Origin of the sequence: Pseudomonas sp. MSSRFD41, assembly GCF_014230245.1 — a bacterium.
Classification (GTDB): domain Bacteria; phylum Pseudomonadota; class Gammaproteobacteria; order Pseudomonadales; family Pseudomonadaceae; genus Aquipseudomonas; species Aquipseudomonas piscis.
In genome coordinates this window covers 153,968-170,726 of sequence record NZ_JACKZK010000010.1, presented here as the reverse complement: position 1 = coordinate 170,726, position 16,759 = coordinate 153,968, and the positions used below count along the sequence as shown (strand labels likewise).

The following is a 16,759-nucleotide window of genomic DNA, read 5'->3' as shown; positions in this document are numbered from 1 at the left end:
ACAACACACTCTGCCAATGAGACCCAGTGCCGATTATTGAAAAATAATTTCAATAATCGGCTAAAGCGGCCGATCACTTACCAAAGCCTTGCGGATTGAAAAAACATGCGTAATAACCAGCCTGTCACTCAGCGCGAACGTACCTTCCCGGCTCAACAACGGTTGATTTCCACGACCGATGCCAAGGGCGTCATCACCTACTGCAACGACGCCTTCGTCGAGATCAGTGGGTTCTCCCGCGAAGAACTGGTTCGCGCGCCGCACAACCTGGTACGCCATCCGGATGTGCCAGCGGCGGTATTCGCCCACATGTGGACCACCTTGAAACAAGGCTTGCCATGGATGGGTATCGTCAAGAACCGCTGCAAGAGCGGCGATCACTACTGGGTCAACGCCTACGTGACCCCGGTGTTCGAGGGCAGCAAGGTGGTGGGCTACGAATCGGTGCGGGTCAAGCCCTCCGCCGAACAGGTGCGCCGCGCCGAATCCCTCTACAAGCGGATCAACCAGGGCAAGTCGGCCATTCCCAAGCGCGACAAGTGGCTGCCGATACTGCAAGACTGGCTGCCGTTCATCCTGGTCAGCCAACTGAGCTTCATGATCGGTGCCTGGCTCAACTCCCACTGGGGCTTCGTCCTGGCCGCCGGTCTCTCGGTGCCGCTGGGCCTGCTGGGCCTGACCTGGCAACAGCGTGGCCTCAAGCGCCTGCTGCGCCTGGCCGAACAGACCACCTCGGACCCACTGATCGCGCAGATGTACACCGACAGCCGGGGTGCCCAGGCGCGCCTGGAGATGTCGATCCTCAGCCAGGAGGCACGCTTGAAAACCTGCCTGACCCGACTGCAGGACACCGCCGAGCACCTCAACGAGCAGGCCCGCCAGTCCGATACCCTGGCCCACAACAGTTCCAGCGGCCTGGAGCGCCAGCGCCAGGAGACCGAGCAGGTCGCCACCGCGGTCAACCAGATGGCGGCCACCACCCAGGAAGTGGCCAGCCACGTGCAGCGCACCGCCGACGCCACCCAGGAAGCCAATCGTCTTACCGGGCGCGGCCGCAATATCGCCGGGGAAACCCGTGAAGCCATCCAGCGCCTGTCGGTGGTGGTGGGCGAGACCGGCCAGACGGTGACCCAGCTGGCCAAGGACAGCGACGAAATCGGCGGGGTGGTGGACGTGATCAAGGGCATCGCCGACCAGACCAACCTGCTGGCGCTGAACGCCGCGATCGAAGCGGCCCGGGCCGGGGAGATGGGTCGCGGCTTCGCCGTGGTGGCAGACGAGGTGCGCCAGCTGGCGCAACGCACCAGCGAGTCCACCGGGCAGATCCACGCCCTGATCGCCAAGCTGCAGCAAACCGCCGCCAGTGCGGTGCAGACCATGGATGCCGGCCATCGCCAGGCCGAGGAAGGCGTGGCCCGGGTGCTGGAAGCCGACCAGGCGCTGGTGGGCATCAGCGAAGCGGTGGCCAACATCACCGACATGACCACCCAGATCGCCGCCGCCACCGAAGAGCAAAGCTCGGTGGCCGAGGAGATCAGCCGCAACATCAGCACCATCGCCCAACTGGCGGACCAGACCTCGGAGCAGGCCCAGCATTCGGCCGAACTCAGCGAGGCCCTGACCCGTACTGCACATACCCAATACTCGCTGGTGGAGCGGTTCAACCGCTGATCCAGCAAGGGGCATTAAAAAAACCGGAAGCAGGCGCCTCCGGTTTTTTTTTGCCCCGCCAGACCCGGCGTTCAGCCTGCCGCCCGTAGGAACCCGGCAACCCTGGCCGCGGCGGACTCCAAATGCTGCTCGTGGCTGCACCCCGAGGCCTTGAGGGGCTTGAGATCGTGGTCGGCCGCCACCAGCCATTCCAGCTCGATGGCCGGCGCCAGGGTATAGGCCTCCACCGCCGGGCGATTACCCAGGGCATCGCGTTCGCCCTGGACGATCAGCGTCGGCGTAGTCAGTTCGGCCAGGTGCGCCACCCGGGGCTTTTCCGGTTTGCCGGCCGCATAGAAGGGATACCCCAGGCAAACCAGGGCATCGGCTTGCAGCTCGTCGGCCAGCAAGCTGGCCATCCGCCCGCCCATGGACTTGCCACCCACCGCCAGCACCCCGGCGGCATAAGGTCGCACCTGGGCATACACCTCGCGCCAGCACTCCAGGAGCCTGGGCGCCGGGTTCGGAGGACGCTTGCCGCCGTCCAGGCGACGCTGGGCCATGTAGGGGAACTCGAAGCGCAAGACGTTTACCCCATGCCTGGCAAGGCGTTCAGCGATCTGCTCCATGAACCCGCTGTCCATCGGCGCTCCAGCACCGTGAGCCAGGATCAAGGTCGGTGACGTGCCCGGGGTCGCGCTCGCCGCGACGTCCCACAACCAGCCCCGTTCCCGCACGCACTGCGCCCATTGATCCCCGTCAATACTGGCCTTGTGCTCATTGCTCATGCTTGCCTCGCTTTTAGTCTGCCTATAACTCCAGACGAAGTGGGCGCGCCGTGCCGCGCGCAGTCGCTTTCACTTCAGCTGAACCGTGGATGGGGAACCATGAACACTTCTATCAGTACCGCCTACAACTACAAGGTGGTCCGCCAATTCGCCATTATGACGGTGGTGTGGGGCATCGTCGGCATGGGACTCGGGGTTTTTCTCGCAGCCCAGTTGGTGTGGCCCGAACTCAACTTCGATCTGCCGTGGACCAGCTTCGGTCGCCTGCGGCCATTGCACACCAACGCAGTGATCTTCGCCTTCGGTGGCTGTGCACTGTTTGCCACGTCGTTCTATTCGGTGCAGCGCACCTGCCAGACCACGCTGTTCGCGCCGAAAATCGCCGCGTTCTGCTTCTGGGGCTGGCAGCTGGTGATCCTGCTGGCGGCCATCAGCCTGCCATTGGGCTACACCAGCTCCAAGGAATACGCCGAACTGGAATGGCCGATCGATATCCTGATCACCATTGTCTGGGTGGCCTACGCCATCGTGTTCTTCGGCACCCTGGTCAAGCGCAACACCAAGCACATCTATGTGGGTAACTGGTTCTTCGGTGGCTTCATCATCACCGTGGCCATCCTGCATATCGTCAACAACCTGGAACTGCCGGTCAGCCTGACCAAGTCCTACTCGCTGTATGCCGGTGCGACCGATGCCATGGTGCAATGGTGGTACGGCCACAACGCCGTGGGCTTCTTCCTGACCACCGGCTTCCTGGGGATGATGTACTACTTCGTGCCCAAGCAGGCCGAGCGTCCGGTCTACTCCTATCGCCTGTCGATCGTGCACTTCTGGGCACTGATCACCCTGTACATCTGGGCCGGTCCGCACCACCTGCACTACACCGCGCTGCCGGACTGGGCGCAGTCGCTGGGCATGATCATGTCGCTGATCCTCCTGGCTCCGAGCTGGGGCGGCATGATCAACGGCATGATGACCCTCTCGGGCGCCTGGCATAAGCTGCGCACCGACCCGATCCTGCGCTTCCTGGTGGTGTCCCTGGCGTTCTACGGCATGTCGACCTTCGAAGGTCCGATGATGGCGATCAAGACCGTCAACGCCCTCTCCCACTACACCGACTGGACCATCGGCCACGTACACGCCGGCGCCCTGGGCTGGGTTGCGATGATCTCCATCGGTTCGCTGTACCACCTGATCCCGAAAGTCTTCGGTCGCGAGCAGATGTACAGCCTCGGCCTGATCAACACCCATTTCTGGCTGGCCACCATCGGCACCGTGCTCTACATCGCCTCGATGTGGGTCAACGGCATCGCCCAGGGCCTGATGTGGCGTGCAGTCAACGAAGACGGCACCCTCACCTACTCCTTCGTCGAAACCCTGGTGGCCAGCCACCCAGGCTTCATCGTGCGGCTGGTCGGTGGGGCGATCTTCCTCAGCGGCATGTTCCTGATGGCTTACAACACCTGGCGCACCGTGCGTGCCGCGGCGCCAGCCGAAGTCAACGCCGCTGCGCAGATGGCCTGAGGAGTCCGCCATGAAACACGAAACGATTGAGAAAAACGTCGGCTTGCTCATGCTGCTGATGGTCTTCGCGGTGAGCATCGGCGGTCTGACCCAGATCGTCCCGCTGTTCTTCCAGGACGTCACCAACAAGCCGGTGGAAGGCATGAAGCCCTACACCGCGCTGCAACTGGAAGGCCGCGACATCTACATCCGCGAAGGCTGCGTACAGTGCCATTCGCAGATGGTCCGTCCGTTCCGCGCCGAAACCGAACGCTATGGCCACTACTCGGTAGCCGGTGAAAGCGTCTGGGATCATCCATTCCTGTGGGGCTCCAAGCGTACCGGTCCGGACCTGGCCCGGGTTGGCGGCCGCTACTCCGACGACTGGCACCGTGCGCACCTGTACAACCCGCGCAACGTCGTGCCCGAGTCGAAGATGCCAGCCTACCCATGGTTGGTGACCGCACCGGTGGACAGCAGCCATACCGAAACCAAGCTCAAGGTCATGCGTACCCTTGGCGTGCCTTACACCGACGAAGACATCGCCGGTGCGACCGCCTCGCTCAAGGGCAAGACCGAGATCGACGCCCTGGTGGCCTACCTGCAAGTGCTTGGCACTTCGATCAAGAGCAAGAGGTGAGCCATGGGCTTTGCACTCGATAGCGGCATGATCCGCGGGCTCGGGACCCTGGTAGTGATGATCGCCTTCGTCGGCTTGTCGATCTGGGTGTTCAACACCAAGCGCAATCCCGAGTTTGCCCAGGCACGCCTGCTGCCCTTCGCCGATGACCCGGCGGCGAGCACTTCATCTGATGACGCTCAACCACAAGAGCCTGCAACAAGGAGCATTCGGCCATGACCACCTTCTGGAGTACGTGGATCTGCGTACTGACCATCGGCAGCCTGATCGGCCTGACCTGGCTGCTGGTCGGCACCCGTCGGGGTGAAACCAAGGGCAGCGTGGACCAGACCATGGGTCACGCGTTCGATGGCATCGAGGAATACGACAACCCCCTGCCGCAATGGTGGTTCCTGCTGTTCGCCGGCACCCTGGTGTTTTCCGTTGGCTACCTGATCCTCTATCCGGGCCTGGGCAACTGGAAAGGCGTCCTGCCGGGCTATGAGGACGGCTGGACCCAGACCAAGGAATGGGAAAAGGAAATGGCCAAGGCGGACGTGAAGTTCGGTCCGATCTTCGCCAAATTCGCCGCCATGCCCGTGGAAGAAGTCGCCAAGGACCCCCAAGCGTTGAAAATGGGTGGTCGCCTGTTCGCCTCCAACTGCTCGGTCTGCCACGGCTCCGACGCCAAGGGTGCCTTCGGCTTCCCGAACCTGGCCGACGACAACTGGCGCTGGGGTGGCGATGCCCAGACCATCAAGGCCACCATCATGGGCGGACGCATGGCCGCGATGCCGGCCTGGGGTGAAGTGCTCAAGGAAGACGGCGTGAAGAACGTCGCCGCCTATGTGCGTCATGAACTGGCCGGCCTGCCGCTGCCAGCCGATAACGACGCTGACCTGGTAGCCGGCCAGCAAGCCTTCAGCACCACCTGCGTGGCTTGCCACGGTGCGAATGGCAAGGGCACCGCCATCATGGGCGCGCCGGACCTGACCCAACCAGCCGGCTTCATCTACGGCACCAGCCTGGCCCAACTGCAACAGACCATCCGCCATGGTCGCCAGGGCCACATGCCGGCGCAGAGCGAACTGCTGGGCAACGACAAGGTGCAGTTGCTGGCGGCCTACGTGTACAGCCTGTCCCACGGCAGCAAGCCGCAAGCTGCAAGCGGTCAGTAAAGCAACACCAACAAGCTGCGGGTTTACCCGCAGCTTGTCCCCTGAAGTTCCCCTCGCCTCTTTGCGACCAAGTGTCGCACCCCTCTACCCCGCCACGTTTGCACCCATTCGAATCAGGTCTAGGCTTACCCCGAAGTGGACTGGCGAAAGCCGGTCGCAGGCCAAAGGTATGGGCGACGCTCGAAGCTTTCGTTCGATGACAGGCCGCAAAGGCTGGTTTATACCGGCTGTCGACTCGCTGACCGCCTGTCAGCTGTTCAAGGGGCTTGAACACACCCGGTTACAACTGACCTGACACCCCGATTTTTTTGTCCACTGCGACTGTTTGTCAGAGGGTGTTTTTTGTCCCTACTCGGCATAGGGAAAGGCCGCAGAATCAGGCATGGAACGCATTGACGCAGGTCATGGCGCGTTGCAATGACCCCCTGCTTTCTCCATACTTGCGACCGATTTTTATCCCTAATAAAACACCCAAACCGTGGAACCTTAGAAATGAGCACAGCAATCAGTCCGACTGCTTATAACTATAAGGTAGTCCGCCAGTTCGCCATCATGACGGTGGTCTGGGGGATCCTTGGCATGGGGCTCGGTGTCTTCATCGCCTCGCAACTGGTCTGGCCGGAGTTGAACTTCGGCCTGCCATGGACGACGTTTGGACGCCTGCGCCCACTGCACACCAACCTGGTGATCTTCGCCTTCGGTGGATGTGCACTGTTTGCCACCTCTTACTATGTCGTGCAGCGAACCTGCCAGACGCGACTGATTTCCGACAGCCTCGCGGCCTTCACCTTCTGGGGTTGGCAGGCGGTGATCGTCGGTGCCATCGTGACCCTGCCATTGGGTTACACCACCACCAAGGAATACGCCGAACTGGAATGGCCCCTGGCTATCCTCCTGGCGATCGTGTGGGTCACCTACGGCCTGGTGTTCTTCGGCACCATCACCAAGCGCAAGACCAAGCACATCTACGTGGGTAACTGGTTCTACGGCGCCTTCATCGTGGTCACGGCGATGCTGCACATCGTCAACCACGCCTCCCTGCCGGTCAGCTTCTTCAAGTCCTACTCGGCCTATGCCGGCGCCACCGACGCGATGATTCAGTGGTGGTACGGCCACAACGCCGTGGGCTTCTTCCTGACCACCGGCTTCCTGGGGATGATGTACTACTTCGTGCCCAAGCAGGCCGAGCGTCCGGTCTACTCCTATCGCCTGTCGATCGTGCACTTCTGGGCACTGATCACCCTGTACATCTGGGCCGGTCCGCACCACCTGCACTACACCGCGCTGCCGGACTGGGCGCAGTCGCTGGGCATGATCATGTCGCTGATCCTCCTGGCTCCGAGCTGGGGCGGCATGATCAACGGCATGATGACCCTCTCGGGCGCCTGGCATAAGCTGCGCACCGACCCGATCCTGCGCTTCCTGGTGGTGTCCCTGGCGTTCTACGGCATGTCGACCTTCGAAGGTCCGATGATGGCGATCAAGACCGTCAACGCCCTCTCCCACTACACCGACTGGACCATCGGCCACGTACACGCCGGTGCCTTGGGCTGGGTAGCGATGATCTCCATCGGCGCCCTGTACCACCTGATCCCGAAAGTCTTCGGTCGTCAGCAGATGCACAGCATCGGCCTGATCAACACCCACTTCTGGCTGGCGACCATCGGTACCGTGCTCTACATCGCCTCGATGTGGGTCAACGGCATCACCCAGGGCCTGATGTGGCGTGCGATCAACGACGACGGCACCCTCACCTACTCCTTCGTCGAAGCGCTGCAAGCCAGTCACCCGGGCTTCATCGTCCGCGCCCTGGGCGGTGCTTTCTTCGCCGCCGGCATGCTGATCATGGCGTACAACGTATTCCGTACCGTGCGCGCCTCGAACCCGGCGGAAGCTGAAGCCGCTGCTCAGATCGCTGTAGTTGGAGCTCACTGATGAAGCATGAAGTAGTCGAGAAGAACATTGGCCTGCTGGCCTTCTTCATGGTCATCGCCGTCAGCATCGGCGGCCTGACCCAGATCGTCCCGCTGTTCTTCCAGGACGTCACCAACAAGCCGGTGGAAGGCATGAAGCCCTACACCGCGCTGCAACTGGAAGGCCGCGACATCTACATCCGCGAAGGCTGCGTACAGTGCCATTCGCAGATGGTCCGTCCGTTCCGCGCCGAAACCGAACGCTATGGCCACTACTCGGTAGCCGGTGAAAGCGTCTGGGATCATCCATTCCTGTGGGGCTCCAAGCGTACCGGTCCGGACCTGGCCCGGGTTGGCGGCCGCTACTCCGATGACTGGCAGCGTGCGCATCTGTACAACCCGCGCAACGTTGTCCCCGAGTCGAAGATGCCGGCTTATCCGTTCCTCGTAGAAAACAAGCTCGACGGCAAGGACACCGCGAAGAAAATGGAAGTCCTGCGCGCGCTCGGCGTTCCCTACACCGACGAAGACATCGCCGGAGCCAAGGATGCCGTGAAGGGCAAGACCGAAATGGACGCGCTGGTGGCCTATCTGCAAGGCCTGGGCACCATCATCAAAAGCAAACGGTGATCTAGATGGATATCGGGATGATTCGTGGCCTGGGCACCCTTGTCGTGATGGTGGCCTTCGTCGGCCTGGCACTCTGGGTGTTCAGCCCCAAGCGCAAGTCCGAGTTTGACGACGCGACCTTGCTGCCGTTCGCGGATGACCCCGACGCCATCAAGCACGTCGAGCAAGCTTCTAGGAGTAACAAAGAATGACTACGTTCTGGAGTCTGTACGTCACAGTCCTCAGTCTGGGTACCATCTTCGCCCTGACCTGGCTGCTGCTGTCGACCCGCAAGGGCCAGCGCGCCGAGCAGACCGACGAGACGGTCGGCCACGCCTTCGACGGGATCGAGGAGTACGACAACCCACTGCCGAAATGGTGGTTCATGCTGTTCGTCGGCACCATCGTCTTCGCCCTGGGTTACCTGGTGCTGTACCCCGGCCTGGGCAACTGGAAAGGCCTCCTGCCTGGCTACAACTACCTTGATAACGAGAAGCAGACCGCATTCGCCAACGGCCAGTCCGGCTGGACCGGCGTACATGAGTGGGAAAAGGAAATGGCTCGGTCCGACGCCAAGTTCGGTCCGATCTTCGCCAAATACGCAGCCATGCCGATCGAGGAAGTCGCCAAGGATCCGCAAGCCCTGAAAATGGGTGGCCGCCTGTTCGCTTCCAACTGCTCGGTCTGCCACGGTTCCGATGCCAAGGGTGCCTATGGCTTCCCCAACCTGACCGACGCCGACTGGCGCTGGGGCGGCGAGCCGGAAACCATCAAGGCCACCATCATGGGCGGTCGTCACGCCGTGATGCCGGCCTGGGTGGATGTGATCAAGGAACAAGGCGTCAGCGATGTTGCCGCCTATGTCCTGACCAACCTCGATGGTCGCAAGCTGCCGGAAGGCATCAAGGCCGACCCGGCCAATGGCCAGAAGCTGTTCGCCGCCAACTGCGCGGTCTGCCACGGTCCTGAAGGCAAGGGCACCCCAGCCATGGGCGCACCCAACCTGACCCACCCGGCAGCGTTCATCTACGGTTCGAGCTTCGCCCAGTTGCAGCAGACCATTCGCCATGGTCGCCAGGGCGTGATGCCTGCCCAGGAGCAACTGCAAGGCAACGACAAGGTCCACCTGCTGGCGGCTTATGTCTACAGCCTGTCCCACGGTGACAAGCAGGCCGACGCCGAATAAGCCCATGGCCTGAAGGCGATACCCGAACGGCCCCGCCAACGCATGTTGGCGGGGCCGTTTTCATTGGGCGCCATTCTCTGCCCAAAATGCCCTTCGTAACGCATAGAAGCCCAAGGTAAAGCCGACAACTGCCCAGGGATTTTTCCGAAGCCATGAAAGATTCGAACGGCATGGAGTGCAAAACCGTCCATAATCCACAAGTCAATTGATTCAGGTCACTACACTATCGCTTGACTTCCCCCAACGCGACCAAAGGTCGCACCCTTGCCCTAGAGCGACAGGCGTATCATTGCGCCACTGCAACACCCCTTTTGACCCCGGTCGGCACGTACTGGCCGAGGCATTTTTCCACTGCCGTGGGATGCAATGATGAGCAATCAGATTCCTGTACACGATGTAACCCCGCCTGCCAAAAACGCCAGCAAAAGCGTCGACCTCTACGCCTCCAGAGAAAAAATCTACACCCGTGCCTTCACCGGCCTGTTCCGCAACCTGCGCATGATGGGCGGTGCCGGCCTGTTCCTGCTGTACTTCGGTACCGTCTGGCTCAACTGGGGCGGCCACCAGGCCGTCTGGTGGAACCTGCCGGAGCGCAAGTTCTTCATCTTCGGCGCCACCTTCTGGCCCCAGGACTTCATCCTGCTGTCGGGCATGCTGATCATCGCCGCCTTCGGCCTGTTCTTCATCACCGTCTACGCCGGGCGCATCTGGTGCGGCTACACCTGCCCGCAGAGCGTCTGGACCTGGATCTTCATGTGGTGCGAAAAGGTCACCGAAGGCGACCGCAACCAGCGGATCAAGCTGGACAAGGCACCCATGGGCGCCAACAAGTTCCTGCGCAAGTTCGCCAAGCACAGCCTGTGGCTGCTGATCGGTTTCGTCACCGGCATGACCTTCGTCGGCTACTTCTCGCCGATCCGTGAACTGGTCATCGACTTCTTCACCGGCCAGGCCGATGGCTGGTCCTATTTCTGGGTCGGGTTCTTCACCCTGGCCACCTACGGCAACGCCGGCTGGCTGCGTGAGCAGGTGTGCATCTACATGTGCCCCTACGCCCGCTTCCAGAGCGTGATGTTCGACAAGGACACCCTGATCGTGTCCTACGACCCACGCCGGGGCGAAGGCCGTGGCCCACGCAAGAAAGGCGCCGACTACAAGGCCCAGGGCCTGGGCGACTGCATCGATTGCACCATGTGCGTCCAGGTCTGCCCTACCGGCATCGACATCCGCGACGGCCTGCAGATCGAGTGCATCGGTTGTGCCGCCTGCATCGATGCCTGCGACAGCATCATGGACAAGATGGACTACCCTCGCGGTCTCATCAGCTACACCACCGAACACAACCTTTCCGGACAGAAAACCCATAAACTTCGTCCGCGCCTGATCGGCTACGCCCTGGTGCTCTTGACCATGATCAGCCTGCTGGTCACCGCGTTCCTGATGCGCTCGCTGGTGGGCTTCGACGTCAGCAAGGACCGGGTGTTGTACCGCGAGAACGCCGAAGGCCGGATCGAGAACGTCTACAGCCTGAAGATCATGAACAAGGACCAGCGCGACCATACCTATGTACTGGACGCCACCGGCCTGCCGGACCTCAAGCTGCAGGGCAAGCGCGAAATCCATGTGGTGGCTGGCGACATCGTCAGCATGCCCGCGGAGCTGTCGATCGCTCCGGAACAACTGCCATCGACCACCAACGAGGTGAAGTTCATCCTCAAGGACATCGATGACGAAAGCGTCCAGGTCGAAGCCAAGAGCCGATTCATCGGCCCACAAATTCGTTAAGAGAAATGAGCATGCCTACAGCCGTCGCCACAACCCCCTGGTACAAGCACCTCTGGCCCTGGATCATCATCGGCATCCTCGCCTGCTCGGTAGCCCTGACCTTGTCCATGGTGACCATTGCGGTGAACAACCCGGACAACCTGGTCAACGACAACTACTACGAGGCCGGCAAAGGCATCAACCGCTCCCTGGACCGCGAGCTGCTGGCACAAACGTTGAAGATGCGCGCCAGCGTGCACCTCGACGACCTGACCGGCGAAGTCGAACTGCGCTTGAGCGGCGACAGCCAGCCCAAGAGCCTTGAGCTGAACCTGATCTCGCCGACCCAGCCAGAGAAGGATCGCAAGATCGTCCTGACCCGCAGCGAAACCGAACACGGTCGCTACATCGGCCAGGTGAACGACAAGGTCGAGGGCCGGCGCTTCGTCGAGCTGCTCGGGGTCGAGAGCGACAAGACCTGGCGCATGTTCGAGGAAGAACAGGTCAGCCACGACAAGGACCTGCTGTTGGGCGACGAGCCGCTGCAAGGCGCCGAAGACCTGAACTGATCGACACCCGCCATACATCGCCGGCCTGCCGCCTCCCTGCCCCCAGGCAGGAGTCGACTGGCCGGCGATGAGTTTTTCCCAGAGCCAAAAGACTGCCGATGACCACGCCACTGCCTTGCTACCACTGCGCCCTGCCGGTTCCTCCCGGCAGCCGGTTCACCGCCGTCGTGCTCGGCGAATCCAGGGAGTTCTGCTGCCCGGGTTGCCAGGCGGTCGCGCAGGCGATAGTCGCCGGTGGCCTGGAGCACTATTACAGCCACCGCAGTGAAGCATCCGCCAACCCCGAGGCCTTGCCGGTACAACTGGTGGATGAACTGGCGCTGTACGATCGCGCCGATGTGCAACAGCCCTTCGTCCGCCACGAGGGCGAACTGGCGCAGACCACCCTGCTCATGGAAGGCATCAGTTGCGCCGCCTGCGGCTGGTTGATCGAGAAGCACCTGCGCAGCCTGCCGGCAGTGGCCGAAGCCCGGCTCAACCTGTCCAATCATCGCCTGCACGTGAGCTGGGCCGACAGCGAGCTGCCCTTGAGCCAGTTGCTCGCGCAGCTGCGCCAGATCGGCTACGCCGCCCATCCCTACCAGCCGGACAAAGCCAGCGAGCAACTGGCTGGCGAGAACCGCCTGGCCCTACGCCAACTGGGCGTGGCCGGCCTGCTGTGGTTCCAGGCAATGATGGCGACCATGGCCACCTGGCCGGAATTCAACATCGACCTGAGCCCGGAACTGCACACCATCCTGCGCTGGGTCGCGCTGTTCCTCACCACTCCTATCGTCTTCTATAGCTGCGCGCCGTTCTTCAAGGGCGCGATGCGTGACCTGCGCACTCGCCACCTGACCATGGACGTCTCGGTGTCCCTGGCCATCGGCGGGGCCTACCTGGCAGGCATCTGGACCTCCATCAGCGGAGTCGGCGAGCTGTATTTCGACGCGGTGGGCATGTTCGCCCTGTTCCTCCTCGCCGGCCGCTACCTGGAGCGCCGAGCCCGGGAACGGACTGCGGCGGCCACCGCGCAACTGGTCAACCTGCTACCGGCCTCCTGCCTGCGCCTGGACGCAAACGGCCAGAGCGAACGCATCCTGCTTAGCGAATTGCGCCTGGGCGACCGGGTGCTGGTGCATCCCGGCGCGGTGTTGCCGGCGGACGGCAAGATCCTCGACGGCCAGTCGAGCGTCGACGAATCGCTGCTCACCGGCGAATACCTGCCACAACCCCGGGGCCTGGGCGATACCGTCACCGCCGGAACCTTGAACGTCGAGGGGGCATTGACCGTGGAGGTCCGGGCCCTGGGCCAGGACACTCGCCTGTCGGCCATCGTCCGCCTGCTGGACCGGGCCCAGGCCGAAAAACCCCGCCTGGCCGAAGTGGCCGATCGCGCCGCCCAGTGGTTCCTGCTGTTGTCGCTGATAGCCGCAGCCGCCATCGGTTTGCTGTGGTGGCAACTGGACGCGCCACGGGCCTTCTGGATCGTCCTGGCGATGCTGGTCGCCACTTGCCCCTGCGCGCTGTCCCTGGCCACCCCCACGGCTCTCACCGCCGCCACTGGCACCCTGCACAAGCTTGGCCTGCTGCTGACCCGCGGCCATGTCCTCGAAGGCCTGAACCAGATCGATACGGTGATCTTCGACAAGACCGGCACCCTGACCGAAGGCCGCCTGGCCCTGCGCGCCATCCGCCCCCTGGGCAGCCTGTCCGGCGATGCTTGCCTGAGCCTGGCCGCGGCCCTGGAAAACCGCTCCGAACATCCTATCGCCAAGGCGTTCGGCCGGGCACCGGTGGCCGCCGAGGATGTCACCAGCAGCCCGGGGCTGGGCCTGGAAGGATCGGTCCAGGGCCAGCGCCTGCGGATCGGCCAACCGGCGTTCGTCTGCCAACTCAGCGGTTGCGCGATACCGCAAATGCCCGATGAAGCCGGCCAGTGGTTGCTGCTCGGCGATACCCAGGGCGCCCTCGCCTGGCTAGTGCTCGACGACTGCCTGCGCAGCGATGCCCCGGCCCTGCTGGCAGCCTGCAAGGCCCGCGGCTGGCACACCTTGCTGCTGTCCGGGGACAGCTCGCCGATGGTCGCCAGCGTCGCCGCGCAATTGCAGATCGACGAAGCCCGCGGCGGCCTGCGCCCGGACGACAAGCTGCAAGTGTTGCAGCAATTGCACCAGCAGGGCCGCAAGGTGCTGATGCTCGGCGACGGGGTCAACGACGTGCCAGTGCTGGCCGCCGCCGATATCAGCGTGGCCATGGGCTCGGCCACCGACCTGGCCAAGACCAGCGCCGATGCGGTGCTGCTGTCCAATCGCCTGGAGGCCCTAGTACAGGCCTTCAGCCTGGCTCGCCGGACTCGTCGGGTGATCATCGAGAACCTGCTGTGGGCAGGGCTGTACAATGGCCTGATGCTGCCGTTCGCCGCCCTTGGCTGGATCACTCCGGTCTGGGCCGCGGTCGGCATGTCCATCAGTTCCCTGACCGTGGTGCTCAACGCCCTGCGCCTGACCCGCATGCCGCGGCTGGCCGACAGCGCCGAAGCCCCCGCAACCCGCCCGCTGCCGGCCTGAGTCGCCGGGCCTGGAGTCCCAGATGCCAGCTCTTTACGTGATGATCCCGGCCGCCCTGCTGATCGTGGCCATTGCCATCTACATCTTCTTCTGGGCCGTCGACAGCGGCCAATACGACGATCTCGACGGCCCGGCCCACAGCATCCTGTTCGACGACCAGGATCCAAGCCACACCGCTGCGGTGGATGCCGCCAAGGGCCAACCGGCCGCCGAGCAGGATCAGGCCAAGAAATCGGAACCGCCCCATGCTTGAGCTGGCTCCACTACTGGTTTCCGCGGTGATCCTCGGCCTGCTCGGCGGCGGCCACTGCCTGGGCATGTGCGGCGGCCTGATGGGCGCCCTGACCCTGGCCATCCCCCAGGAACAACGTGGGCGGCGCCTGCGCCTGCTACTGGCCTACAACCTGGGGCGCATCCTCAGCTACGCCCTGGCCGGCCTGCTGCTGGGCCTGGCGGGCTGGGCAGTGGCCAACAGCCCCCTGGCCCTGTTCATGCGCACCCTGGCCGGGCTGCTGCTGATCGCCATGGGCCTCTACCTGGCCGGCTGGTGGAGCGGCCTGACCCGCATCGAGGCCCTGGGCAAGGGCTTGTGGCGGCATATCCAGCCCCTGGCCAGCCGCCTGCTGCCGGTGTCCAGCCTGCCGCGGGCCCTGGTACTCGGCGCACTCTGGGGCTGGCTGCCCTGCGGTCTGGTCTATAGCACCCTGCTGTGGTCGGCGAGCCAGGGCAACGCCCTGGACAGCGCGCTGCTGATGCTGGCCTTCGGCCTGGGCACCTGGCCGGTCCTGCTGGCCACCGGCCTGGCGGCGGAACGGGTCACGGCCCTGTTGCGCCGTCGCAGCGTACGCCTGGCCGGCGGCCTGCTGGTCATGCTGTTCGGCATCTGGACCCTGCCAGGTCCGCACCAGCACTGGTTGATGGGCCACTGAAACCTTCGCGAAGCGCTACCCCAGCCGCCTCGGAACACCCTTGATACAAATCAAGATGGCTTCAGCCCCTACCCCCTAGACTCGCGAGCATTGCCAGCCTATCCGGGGGAATTCCCGCATGCTCGACGCCATTCGTTGGGACACAGATCTGATCCGCCGCTACGACCTGGCGGGCCCACGCTACACCTCGTACCCGACCGCTGTGCAATTCAACAGCCAGGTCGGCGCCTTCGACCTGCTGCACGCCTTGCGCGACAGCCGCAAGGCCCAGCGCCCGCTGTCGCTGTACGTGCACATCCCGTTCTGCGCCAACATCTGCTACTACTGCGCCTGCAACAAGGTCATCACCAAGGACCGCAGCCGCGCGCTGCCCTACCTGCAGCGACTGGAGCAGGAGATGCAATTGATCGCCTGCCACCTGGCCCCGAACCAGCGGGTCGAGCAACTGCACTTCGGTGGCGGCACGCCGACCTTTCTCAACCATGACGAACTGCGCCAGCTGATGGCCTTGCTGCGCAAGCACTTCAACCTGCTCGACGACGACTCCGGCGACTACGGTATCGAGATCGATCCCAGGGAGGCCGACTGGTCGACCATGGGCCTGTTGCGGGAGCTGGGTTTCAACCGGGTCAGTATCGGCCTGCAGGACCTGGACCCGGCCGTGCAACGTGCGGTCAACCGCTTGCAGAGCCTGGAGGAAACCCGCGCAGTGATCGAGGCGGCCCGGACCCTGCAGTTCCGCTCGATCAACATCGACTTGATCTATGGCCTGCCCAAGCAGACGCCGGAGAACTTCGCACGGACCGTGGACGAGGTCATCAGCCTGCAACCGGATCGGCTCTCGGTATTCAACTACGCGCACCTGCCCGAGCGCTTCATGCCACAGCGCCGGATCAACAGCAGCGAACTGCCGGCTCCCGCGGAAAAACTGCAGATGCTGCAACGCAGCATCGAACAGCTGACCGCCGCCGGGTATCGCTACATCGGCATGGATCATTTCGCCCTGCCCGATGACGAGTTGGCCATAGCCCAGGAAGAGTCGACCCTGCAACGCAACTTCCAGGGCTATACCACCCACGGCCATTGCGACCTGATTGGCCTGGGGGTTTCGGCCATCAGCCAGATCGGCGACCTGTACTGCCAGAACAGCAGTGACCTGGCCCACTATCAAAATACTTTGGCGGGAGCACAACTAGCGACAAGTCGCGGCTTGGTTTGCAATACTGACGACCATCTGCGCCGTGAAATAATTCAACAACTGATATGCAACTTTAGTCTTGAGTTCGAAAACATCGAGCAGGCATTCAATATCGACTTCCGCGGTTATTTCCATGAACTATGGGCAAACTTGCAGGAGATGGCCGACGATGGCCTGATCGAACTAAACGACCAGGGCATTACGGTATTGCCGGCGGGGCGCCTGCTGGTACGTTCGGTATGCATGGTGTTCGATGCTTACCTGGCCCAGCAAAACCGCCAGCGTTTTTCCCGAGTCATTTAAG

General features: G+C 63.0%; 16 protein-coding genes. 15 read left to right on the top strand and 1 reads right to left on the bottom strand.

Features of this window, described 5'->3' with window-relative positions; all coding sequences use genetic code 11:
* Positions 1-105: 105 nt before the first annotated feature.
* Positions 106-1,671, top strand: coding sequence for a PAS domain-containing methyl-accepting chemotaxis protein (locus H7A76_RS17295; RefSeq protein WP_185699623.1), 1,566 nt, complete (start codon positions 106-108; stop codon positions 1,669-1,671).
* Positions 1,672-1,742: 71 nt separating this feature from the next.
* Here the strand turns inward: H7A76_RS17295 and H7A76_RS17290 are convergent, their stop codons facing one another.
* On the bottom strand, positions 1,743-2,438 hold the full coding sequence (locus H7A76_RS17290; protein WP_260498002.1) for an alpha/beta family hydrolase: 696 nt from the start codon (positions 2,436-2,438) through the stop codon (positions 1,743-1,745).
* Between the two features lie 99 nt (positions 2,439-2,537).
* Here H7A76_RS17290 and ccoN (H7A76_RS17285) point away from each other — a divergent pair, with 99 nt between their 5' ends.
* From ccoN (H7A76_RS17285) to hemN, 14 genes are all read left to right on the top strand, one after another.
* On the top strand, positions 2,538-3,962 hold the full coding sequence (gene ccoN, locus H7A76_RS17285; protein WP_185699622.1) for a cytochrome-c oxidase, cbb3-type subunit I: 1,425 nt from the start codon (positions 2,538-2,540) through the stop codon (positions 3,960-3,962).
* 10 nt (positions 3,963-3,972) lie between these two features.
* Positions 3,973-4,581, top strand: coding sequence for a cytochrome-c oxidase, cbb3-type subunit II (gene ccoO / locus H7A76_RS17280; protein ID WP_022643331.1), 609 nt, complete (start codon positions 3,973-3,975; stop codon positions 4,579-4,581).
* A gap of 3 nt (positions 4,582-4,584) precedes the next feature.
* Entirely contained in the window at positions 4,585-4,800 is a 216-nt protein-coding gene (locus tag H7A76_RS17275; RefSeq protein ID WP_022643330.1) for a cbb3-type cytochrome oxidase subunit 3, read from the top strand.
* Complete coding sequence (gene ccoP / locus H7A76_RS17270) at positions 4,797-5,738, top strand: cytochrome-c oxidase, cbb3-type subunit III (RefSeq protein ID WP_185699621.1); 942 nt, start codon at positions 4,797-4,799, stop codon at positions 5,736-5,738. Before H7A76_RS17275 ends, ccoP (H7A76_RS17270) begins: the two co-directional genes overlap by 4 nt.
* Before the next feature lie 492 nt (positions 5,739-6,230).
* Positions 6,231-7,673: a cytochrome-c oxidase, cbb3-type subunit I gene (gene ccoN, locus H7A76_RS17265; RefSeq protein ID WP_185699620.1), complete on the top strand. Its 1,443-nt coding sequence runs from the start codon at positions 6,231-6,233 to the stop codon at positions 7,671-7,673.
* Complete coding sequence (ccoO, locus tag H7A76_RS17260; protein WP_185699619.1) at positions 7,673-8,281, top strand: cytochrome-c oxidase, cbb3-type subunit II; 609 nt, start codon at positions 7,673-7,675, stop codon at positions 8,279-8,281. Before ccoN (H7A76_RS17265) ends, ccoO (H7A76_RS17260) begins: the two co-directional genes overlap by 1 nt.
* A 5-nt stretch (positions 8,282-8,286) precedes the next feature.
* Positions 8,287-8,472 (top strand): cbb3-type cytochrome oxidase subunit 3, encoded by a 186-nt coding sequence (locus H7A76_RS17255; protein WP_031321312.1) that lies wholly within the window; start codon positions 8,287-8,289, stop codon positions 8,470-8,472.
* Positions 8,469-9,446 carry a cytochrome-c oxidase, cbb3-type subunit III gene (gene ccoP, locus H7A76_RS17250; RefSeq protein WP_185699618.1) on the top strand — a complete coding sequence of 326 codons (978 nt, stop codon included), beginning with the start codon at positions 8,469-8,471 and terminating at the stop codon, positions 9,444-9,446. The genes H7A76_RS17255 and ccoP (H7A76_RS17250) overlap by 4 nt, the downstream gene beginning before the upstream one ends.
* Positions 9,447-9,815: 369 nt before the next feature.
* Positions 9,816-11,231 (top strand): cytochrome c oxidase accessory protein CcoG, encoded by a 1,416-nt coding sequence (gene ccoG / locus H7A76_RS17245; RefSeq protein WP_185699617.1) that lies wholly within the window; start codon positions 9,816-9,818, stop codon positions 11,229-11,231.
* A gap of 11 nt (positions 11,232-11,242) precedes the next feature.
* Positions 11,243-11,779 (top strand): FixH family protein, encoded by a 537-nt coding sequence (locus H7A76_RS17240; protein ID WP_185699616.1) that lies wholly within the window; start codon positions 11,243-11,245, stop codon positions 11,777-11,779.
* Between the two features lie 98 nt (positions 11,780-11,877).
* Positions 11,878-14,328, top strand: coding sequence for a heavy metal translocating P-type ATPase (locus H7A76_RS17235; protein ID WP_185699615.1), 2,451 nt, complete (start codon positions 11,878-11,880; stop codon positions 14,326-14,328).
* A 22-nt stretch (positions 14,329-14,350) separates the two neighbouring features.
* Positions 14,351-14,581 (top strand): cbb3-type cytochrome oxidase assembly protein CcoS, encoded by a 231-nt coding sequence (ccoS, locus tag H7A76_RS17230; RefSeq protein WP_185699614.1) that lies wholly within the window; start codon positions 14,351-14,353, stop codon positions 14,579-14,581.
* Positions 14,574-15,257, top strand: coding sequence for a sulfite exporter TauE/SafE family protein (locus tag H7A76_RS17225; RefSeq protein WP_185699613.1), 684 nt, complete (start codon positions 14,574-14,576; stop codon positions 15,255-15,257). Before ccoS ends, H7A76_RS17225 begins: the two co-directional genes overlap by 8 nt.
* A gap of 118 nt (positions 15,258-15,375) precedes the next feature.
* The gene (gene hemN / locus H7A76_RS17220; RefSeq protein WP_185699612.1) at positions 15,376-16,758 is read left to right on the top strand and encodes an oxygen-independent coproporphyrinogen III oxidase; all 1,383 of its coding nucleotides are present in this window, start codon (positions 15,376-15,378) and stop codon (positions 16,756-16,758) included.
* The last annotated feature ends 1 nt before the right edge of the window (position 16,759 follow it).

Bases quoted from the DNA above. Each gene is read 5' to 3' on its own strand.
- ccoP (WP_185699621.1), top strand. From the start codon at position 4,797: ATGACCACCTTCTGGAGTACGTGGATCTGCGTACTGACCATCGGCAGC.
- H7A76_RS17225 (WP_185699613.1), top strand. From the start codon at position 14,574: ATGCTTGAGCTGGCTCCACTACTGGTTTCCGCGGTGATCCTCGGCCTG.
- H7A76_RS17235 (WP_185699615.1), top strand. From the start codon at position 11,878: ATGACCACGCCACTGCCTTGCTACCACTGCGCCCTGCCGGTTCCTCCC.
- ccoO (WP_022643331.1), top strand. From the start codon at position 3,973: ATGAAACACGAAACGATTGAGAAAAACGTCGGCTTGCTCATGCTGCTG.
- H7A76_RS17255 (WP_031321312.1), top strand. From the start codon at position 8,287: ATGGATATCGGGATGATTCGTGGCCTGGGCACCCTTGTCGTGATGGTG.
- ccoG (WP_185699617.1), top strand. From the start codon at position 9,816: ATGAGCAATCAGATTCCTGTACACGATGTAACCCCGCCTGCCAAAAAC.
- ccoS (WP_185699614.1), top strand. From the start codon at position 14,351: ATGCCAGCTCTTTACGTGATGATCCCGGCCGCCCTGCTGATCGTGGCC.
- H7A76_RS17275 (WP_022643330.1), top strand. From the start codon at position 4,585: ATGGGCTTTGCACTCGATAGCGGCATGATCCGCGGGCTCGGGACCCTG.
- H7A76_RS17240 (WP_185699616.1), top strand. From the start codon at position 11,243: ATGCCTACAGCCGTCGCCACAACCCCCTGGTACAAGCACCTCTGGCCC.
- hemN (WP_185699612.1), top strand. From the start codon at position 15,376: ATGCTCGACGCCATTCGTTGGGACACAGATCTGATCCGCCGCTACGAC.
- ccoP (WP_185699618.1), top strand. From the start codon at position 8,469: ATGACTACGTTCTGGAGTCTGTACGTCACAGTCCTCAGTCTGGGTACC.
- H7A76_RS17295 (WP_185699623.1), top strand. From the start codon at position 106: ATGCGTAATAACCAGCCTGTCACTCAGCGCGAACGTACCTTCCCGGCT.
- ccoN (WP_185699622.1), top strand. From the start codon at position 2,538: ATGAACACTTCTATCAGTACCGCCTACAACTACAAGGTGGTCCGCCAA.
- ccoO (WP_185699619.1), top strand. From the start codon at position 7,673: ATGAAGCATGAAGTAGTCGAGAAGAACATTGGCCTGCTGGCCTTCTTC.
- ccoN (WP_185699620.1), top strand. From the start codon at position 6,231: ATGAGCACAGCAATCAGTCCGACTGCTTATAACTATAAGGTAGTCCGC.
- H7A76_RS17290 (WP_260498002.1), bottom strand. From the start codon at position 2,438: ATGAGCAATGAGCACAAGGCCAGTATTGACGGGGATCAATGGGCGCAG.